The sequence below is a fragment of the Mesorhizobium sp. M7A.F.Ca.CA.004.12.1.1 genome (assembly GCF_003997835.1).
In the GTDB taxonomy this organism is placed as follows: domain Bacteria; phylum Pseudomonadota; class Alphaproteobacteria; order Rhizobiales; family Rhizobiaceae; genus Mesorhizobium.
In genome coordinates, this window is sequence record NZ_RZRK01000272.1 from 1 (window position 1) to 7,293 (window position 7,293).

General features: G+C 63.5%; 8 protein-coding genes. 6 read left to right on the forward strand and 2 right to left on the reverse strand.

The genetic code is table 11. The features are described 5' to 3' along the window. Positions 1-164: 164 nt before the first annotated feature. The 6 genes from EN984_RS16005 (at position 165) to EN984_RS16030 (ending at position 6,041) form a co-directional block, all read left to right on the forward strand. Positions 165-1,667 (forward strand): GMC family oxidoreductase, encoded by a 1,503-nt coding sequence (locus EN984_RS16005; protein ID WP_127269728.1) that lies wholly within the window; start codon positions 165-167, stop codon positions 1,665-1,667. After that, positions 1,664-1,927: a hypothetical protein gene (locus tag EN984_RS16010; RefSeq protein ID WP_127269730.1), complete on the forward strand. Its 264-nt coding sequence runs from the start codon at positions 1,664-1,666 to the stop codon at positions 1,925-1,927. The genes EN984_RS16005 and EN984_RS16010 overlap by 4 nt, the downstream gene beginning before the upstream one ends. After that, positions 1,924-2,685, forward strand: coding sequence for a 3-ketoacyl-ACP reductase (locus EN984_RS16015; protein WP_127269732.1), 762 nt, complete (start codon positions 1,924-1,926; stop codon positions 2,683-2,685). The genes EN984_RS16010 and EN984_RS16015 overlap by 4 nt, the downstream gene beginning before the upstream one ends. Before the next feature lie 12 nt (positions 2,686-2,697). Further along, complete coding sequence (locus EN984_RS16020; RefSeq protein WP_127272322.1) at positions 2,698-4,326, forward strand: GMC family oxidoreductase N-terminal domain-containing protein; 1,629 nt, start codon at positions 2,698-2,700, stop codon at positions 4,324-4,326. Positions 4,327-4,343: 17 nt separating this feature from the next. Then, positions 4,344-4,652 carry a Dabb family protein gene (locus EN984_RS16025; protein WP_127269872.1) on the forward strand — a complete coding sequence of 103 codons (309 nt, stop codon included), beginning with the start codon at positions 4,344-4,346 and terminating at the stop codon, positions 4,650-4,652. Between the two features lie 171 nt (positions 4,653-4,823). Further along, complete coding sequence (locus EN984_RS16030; protein WP_164748667.1) at positions 4,824-6,041, forward strand: MFS transporter; 1,218 nt, start codon at positions 4,824-4,826, stop codon at positions 6,039-6,041. A gap of 7 nt (positions 6,042-6,048) precedes the next feature. On the opposite strand, the gene EN984_RS16035 is transcribed toward EN984_RS16030, so the two are convergent. Beyond that, a complete protein-coding gene (locus EN984_RS16035) occupies positions 6,049-6,894 on the reverse strand; it encodes an EamA family transporter (RefSeq protein ID WP_013529691.1) in 846 nt (281 codons plus the stop codon). Next, a partial coding sequence (locus EN984_RS16040; protein WP_348630227.1) for an endonuclease/exonuclease/phosphatase family protein occupies positions 6,891-7,293 on the reverse strand: 403 nt, incomplete at its 5' end. The genes EN984_RS16040 and EN984_RS16035, both read right to left, overlap by 4 nt.

The window sequence follows — 7,293 nt, forward strand, 5'->3', positions numbered from 1 at the left end:
CACCAACACGCCGCTTGCCTTCAACCTGACCAAGGCGGTGTTCTTCGACCCGGCGACCGAGACCCGTATTCGCTAATGTATGTCGCCCAAAAGTGGATCCGGTTTTGGGGCAACGACATGCATCAAAACAAAAAACTAAAGCGCGTCGGGACGCGATTTAGGCCATGACAAATCCGGACATCGTCATCATCGGCTCCGGCATCGGCGGCGCTACGATCGCTTCCGGCCTTGCCGGCAGCGGCGCCTCGATCCTGATGCTGGAGCGCGGCGAGCCGTTGCCGGCGACGCCGCACGCGCGCGACACGCGCTCGATCTTCGTCGACGGCCATTACAGGCCGAAGGAGATGTGGCGTGAGGCCGGCGGCGCCGCCTTCAACCCCGGCAATTATTACTATGTCGGCGGCAATTCGAAGTTCTACGGCGCGGTGCTGATCCGCTACCGCAAGGAGGACTTTGCGGCCATGGAGCATTTCGGCGGAGTCTCTCCGGCATGGCCGTTCACCTATGACGAATTCGAGCCCTGGTATTCGAAAGCCGAACAGCTGTTTCGCGTGCGCGGTGCACTGGGCGAGGATCCGACCGAGCCGTTCCATTCGATCCCCTACGCCTACAAGCCGGTGCCCGACGAGGCACCGATCGCCCGCGCCCGCGCCGAGCTGAAAAACCTTGGCCTGCATCCGGCCTCGCTGCCGCTCGGTGTCGACATCGACACCTGGCTGAAGGAGGGCAAGACCGGCTGGGATGCTTTCCCGAACACCGGCCAAGGCAAGGTCGACGCACAAACGGGACCGCTGACGGCGGCCCTCACCGACCAGAACATCAAGCTCGAAACCGGCGCCTACGTCGAATATCTCGAAGCCTCGCCAGACGGCACGACGATATCAGCCATTCACTACCGGCAGAATGGCGAGCTGAAGAAAGTATCACCGAAGCTGGTCATCCTCTCGGCCGGCGCGGTCAACTCCGCTGTCATCCTGCTGCGCTCGCCCACATCGGATGGCAAAGGCCTAGCCAACCGCGCCGACCAGGTCGGCCGCAATTTCATGAACCACAATTCCAGCGCCATGCTGGCGATCGACCCGCGCCGTCGCAACGATGCCGTCTACCAGAAGACCTTGATGCTGAACGACTATTACCTGTCCGACGGCAAGGGCGGCAAGCCGCTGGGGAACGTCCAGTTGCTCGGCAAGATCGACGGCAACATGCTGCGGGCCAATGTCAAATACACGCCGGGATTCGCGCTCGATTTCATGGCCGGCCACGCCGTCGACTGGTACCTGATGTGCGAGGATCTGCCCGATCCGGAAAGCCGCATCATGGTCGACGGCAAGGACATCGTCATGCAATGGCGGCGCTCCAACATGCGGTCGCTCGACGGGCTGACCAAGGTGATGCGCGAAAATTTCCGCGCCTGCGGTTATCCCATCGTTCTGTCGCGCCCCTTCGACAAGCGCACGCCGTCGCACCAATGCGGCACGATAAAGATGGGCGACGATCCGGCGACGGCGGCGCTCGACCCTTACTGCCGCTCCTTCGACCACCGGAACCTCTTCGTCGTCGACGGAAGCTTCTTGCCCAATTCGGCCGCCGTGAACCCGGCGCTGTCGATCGCCGCCCAGGCAATGCGCGTTGCCGATCACATCCGCAAGGTGGAGCTTACGGCATGATCGGTTTGCGCCGCCCCTCATCCGCCTGCCGGCACCTTCTCCCCGTAAACGGGGAGAAGAAAGCTGGTCGCAACCTCGGCGATCCTTTGGCGATTGGCGAGAACGGCGGCGCGAGCGTCCTTCTCCCCGTCACTATACGGGGGGTTGAGGAGTGGTCCGCGCAGCGGACGAAAAGCCAACTGCTTGGCTTTTCGAACGACGAACGCTCCGGCAGGGCGATGAGGGGCGGCGCTGACATCCGCAAGGCTAGCTTCCAATGACCCGCCCCTCCGCCATCGTCACCGGCGGCGCGCGGGGCATTGGCCTTGCCTGTGCCCAGGCGCTGGCGGATGGCGGCTACGATATTCTGGTCGCCGACCTTGCCGAAACAGCCGCTGACGGACTTGCCGCCGACATCACCAAGCGTGGCGCGAAATTTGCCTACATCCAGTGCGACATCGCCGATCTCGCCAGCCACACCGCACTTGTCGATGCCGCGATGCGCGCCTTCGACCGTATCGATTGCCTGGTCAACAATGCCGGCGTCGGCGCCGTGGTGCGCGGTGACCTCTTGGACCTCAAGCCGGAGAATTTCGACCGCACGCTCGGCATCAATCTGCGCGGCACTGTGTTCCTCAGCCAGGCCGTGGCCAAGGCGATGCTCGCCGCGCCAGGCGATCCCCCGAAATCAATCATCACCATCACCTCGGTCAGCGCCGAAATGGCATCGCCGGAGCGGCCGGACTACTGCATCTCGAAAGCCGCACTTTCGATGTGGGTGAAGAACCTGGCGCTGCGGTTGGCTCCCGAAAACATAGGCGTGTTCGAGGTGCGGCCCGGCATCATCCGCACCGACATGACCTCAGGCGTGACCGCCAAATACGACGCCCTCATCGACGGTGGTCTGGTGCCGGCAAAGCGCTGGGGCGAAGCATCGGATATCGGTGCGGTGGTGGCAACGCTCGCCGGTGGCAAGCTCGGCTTTTCGACCGGCTCGATCATCAATGTCGACGGTGCGCTCTCCGTGGCGCGACTGTAAATGGATGGTTTCATGACCGACTACATCATCGTGGGCGCCGGGCCGGCCGGCTGCGTTCTGGCCAACCGGCTGAGCGAGGATCCGGGCAACTCGGTCTTGCTGCTCGAAGCTGGCGGCAAGGACTGGCATCCCTATATCCACATGCCGGCGGGCTTCGCCAAGATGACGAAGGGGATCGCCTCCTGGGGCTGGTCGACCGTGCCGCAGAGAAACATGAAGGACCGCGTCTTCTGGTACACGCAGGCCAAGGTGGTCGGCGGCGGCTCGTCCATCAACGCCCAGATCTACACGCGCGGCAACGCCCGCGATTACGACGCCTGGGAGAAGGAAGAGGGCCTCGCCGGCTGGGGCTATCGCGATGTGTTGCCCTATTTCAAACGCGCTGAGAACAACCAGCGCTACGCCAACGATTTTCACGGCGACCAGGGGCCGCTCGGCGTCTCGAACCCGATTGCGCCGCTGCCGATCTGCGAAGCCTATTTCCGTGCCGGCCAGGAGATGGGCATCCCCTTCAACCCGGACTTCAACGGCGCTGCCCAAGAAGGCGTCGGCTACTACCAGCTGACCCAGAAGGATGCCCGGCGCTCGTCCGCTTCAGTCGCCTATTTGAAGCCGATCCGCGCCCGCAAGAACCTGACCGTCCGAACCGATGTGCTGGTGACGCGCATCGTCGTCGAGAAGGGCCGCGCCATCGGCGTCGAATTGGTCGACAGGCCAGGCGGCGAGAAGAAAATCCTGCACGCCGAGCGCGAGGTGATCGTCTCGTCCGGCGCCATCGGCTCGCCGAAACTCCTGATGCAGTCGGGCATCGGCCCCGCGGACCATCTGAAGTCGGTCGGCGTCACGCCGGTGCATGACCTGCCCGGCGTCGGCTCCAACATGCAGGACCATCTCGATCTGTTCGTCATCGCCGAATGCACCGGCGATCACACCTATGACAACTACGCCAAGCTGCACCGCACGGCCTGGGCCGGCCTGCAATATCTGCTGCTGAAGAAGGGGCCGGTGGCCTCCAGCCTGTTCGAGACCGGCGGCTTCTGGTACGCCGACCCGACAGCCGCCTCGCCCGACATCCAGTTTCATCTCGGCTTGGGCTCCGGCATCGAAGCCGGCGTCGAGAAGCTGAAAAACCCCGGCGTCACCCTGAACTCGGCTTTCCTGCGGCCGCGCTCGCGCGGCACCGTGCGGCTGAAGAGCGCCGACCCGGCCGACCATCCGCTGATTGATCCGAACTACTGGTCCGATCCCTATGACCGCGCCATGTCGATCAAGGGGCTGCGGCTGGCCCGCGAGATCATGCGGCAGAAGGCGCTTGCCCCTTACGTGCTGCGCGAGGTGCTGCCCGGCCCGTCGCTCGCCAGCGACGACGAGCTGTTCGACTATGCCTGCCGCAGTTCCAAGACCGACCACCATCCGGTCGGCACCTGCCGCATGGGCCATGATGATATGGCTGTCGTGACGCCGGATCTGCGGCTGCGCGGTATCGAGGGCCTGCGCGTCTGCGATGCCTCGGTGATGCCGCGCGTGCCTTCATCCAACACCAATGCGCCGACCATCATGGTCGGTGAAAAGGGCGCCGACCTGGTCCTTGGCCGCGAGCCGCTGCCGCCGGCGGTGTTTTCCGGAAACCGGGCTGCTTAGCCACTGAGGGGTAAGATATGATCAGGCACTGTGTTTTCGCTAGATTCCGCAATGATGTCGCCACCACCGAGCGCATGGCGATCCATTCCGATCTCGAGGCGCTTCGACAGGTGATCGACGGCATGGACGCCGTAAAATTAAGCGCCAATGTCAGCCCGGAGCCGTTCGCACGCGGCTTCACCCACGGCTTCACCATCGATTTCCGCGATGCTGCCGCGCGCGATGCCTATCTTGTGCATGAAGCGCACCAGCGCGCCGGCGCGCGCCTGGTTGCTGCCCTGGAAGGCGGCACGGACGGACTGCTGGTGTTTGATCTCGAAATCTAGACCTCACCCTCAAGCCACGATCGAGTTCATCGACAGATGGCACCGGTCGCTCTCATCGCACCTTCCGCCATTCCAGCTGGCGTTCGATCAAATGAGCCACGCGAAAACGTGACCACCGGTCTTCCCTGAACTGGCCGATAATTCCCCCCATCGATGATGATGGAGGAAGATTTGCCCCTTAATTCGCAGCAGAAGAAGACCGTCCTCGCCTCATTCCTGGGCTGGACGCTCGATGCTTTCGATTTCTTCCTTCTGACATTCCTGCTCACCGATATCGCGACCGAATTCCACGCCGACGTGCCCGCAGTCTCCAAGGCGCTATTCCTGACCTTGGCGACACGCTTCATCGGCGCGTTCTTCTTCGGCATGCTTGCCGACAAATATGGGCGCAAGCCCATCCTCATGCTCAACATCGTCAGCTATTCGGTGATCGGCGCGCTGGCCGCCTTCTCGCCCAATCTTGGCATTTTCCTGGCGCTGCGCGCGCTGTTCGGTATCGCCATGGGCGGCGAATGGGGACTGGGCAGTTCGCTGGCCATGGAATCCATTCCGCCGAGCGCACGCGGCATGGTCTCCGGCATCCTGCAATGCGGCTATCCGGCCGGCTATCTGCTGGCGGCGGTGGTCTATGGCCTGCTCTATCAGCAGACGATCGGCGGCTACACGATCGGCTGGCGCGCCATGTTCCTGCTCAGCTTCGTGCCGGCGCTGATCGTGCTCTTCATCCGATCGCATGTGCCGGAATCGCCGGCCTTCGTCGAAGCGCAGAAGACCGCGAGACCGGGCATGTGGGAAACGCTGCAGAAGCACTGGGGCGTCGCGCTCTATGCCGTCGTCCTGATGATGTTCTTCAATTTCTTGAGTCATGGCACGCAGGACCTCTACCCTACCTTCCTGAAGAAGCAGCACGGCTTCGATCCGCATACGGTGAGCTGGATCACCATCGTCGCCAATATCGGCGCCATCGTCGGCGGCCTGGCTTTCGGCGCGCTGTCGGAGAAGATCGGCCGCGTCAACGCCATCACGCTGGCATGCCTGATCGCCTTGCCATCCATCCCGCTATGGGCCTACTCGACCACGCCGTTCATGCTCGCCATCGGCGCCTTCGTCATGCAGGTCGCGGTCCAGGGTGCCTGGGGCGTCATCCCCGTGCACCTCAACGAGCTTTCGCCCGGCGCGGTGCGGGCGACCTTGCCCGGCTTTATTTATCAGGCGGGCAATCTCGCCGCGTCCTATGGCGGCCCCTATCAGGCGGGAATCGCGGAAAGCGCCGGAGGCAGCTATGGCTATGCCCTGGCGCTGTTCGCAGGCGTGGTCGCCGTCTGCATCATCGTCGTCATCCGTTTCAGCCCGGAACGACGTGGCCAGGTGATGACCGTCCTGACCTGAGCGGCGCCTAACCAAGCCTCAGCGCGACGACGCCGGCCACGATGCTGAGCGCGGCGGCACCGCGCCAGCCGGTCATTTTTTCGCCGAGAGCGAAGACCGAGATCATCATGGCGAACAGGATCGAGGTTTCGCGCAGCGAGGCCACCGAAGCGATCGGTGCTTTGGTCATCGCCCACATGACGATCCAGTAGGCGGCGCCGCTGAGCACGCCGGTGAACAGCCCTGCCTTCCAGTCGCGCGCCAGCACCGGCAGTGCCTTCGGCCCACGGAAGATGAGGCACAGCACCAACGCGCCAAAAGCATCGCAGATGAACAGCCAGGCGGCATAGCTCTGCGCGGTTGCCGCCAGCCGCGCGCCACTGCCGTCCGACAGCGTATAGCTGGCGATGAAGATGGAGGTGCCGAGCGCAAAACCGACCGCGCGCAGGTTAAGCTTTTCCAGATGCGCGCCGCCACGAAACGACATCACCAGCGTGCCGGCCGACAACAGGAAGATACCGAGCATGGCGAACGGGCCGGGAATCTCGGCAACGACGAACATGCCTCCAAAGGCCGAGAGCAGAGGTGCTGTGCCCCGTGCCAGCGGATAGGTCTGTGCGAAATCGCCGGCCTTGTAGGCGCCGATCAGGAAGGTCCGGTAGCCCATGTGGAAAATGACCGAGGCGATGATGTAGGGCCACACCTCCGCCTTCGGCACTTCGACGAAGGGCAGCACCACGAGTGCCGCCGCGCCCATGCCTAATGTCATCAGCGTGATCGACAGGAAGCGGTCGAGATGAACCTTGACCAGCGCATTCCAGATCGCGTGCATGGCAGCGGCGGCAAGCACTGCAAAGAAGACGAAAAGCGTCATGTGGCGATGCCGGGCGTTTCCAGGTCTATGTCGACCCGCAGCGGAAAATGATCCGAGGCAACCTCGCCGATGTCGGCACTGATCGAACGCACCCGCCCGGCGAACATGCCGCCGACGAAGCAATGGTCGAGCCGGCGCTTTGCCAGTCTGCCGTCGATGGTCTTCACATGGGTGTGGAAGTCCGGAACCGGCTCCCCGGCAACGGCGGCGGCATCGACGAAACCGCTGAGATAGGCGGCACCCCTATGGTAGGGCGTGCTGCCGACGATGCGGCGATACTCGGCGCTGTCCGGCTCCATGTTGAAATCGCCCATCCAGATCGCCGCCAGCGGGTTTTCCGGCTCCGCTTCGCCGCTGGTCCAATTGCGCGTGGGCTCGTCGTCGACGCCGCTCCACGGT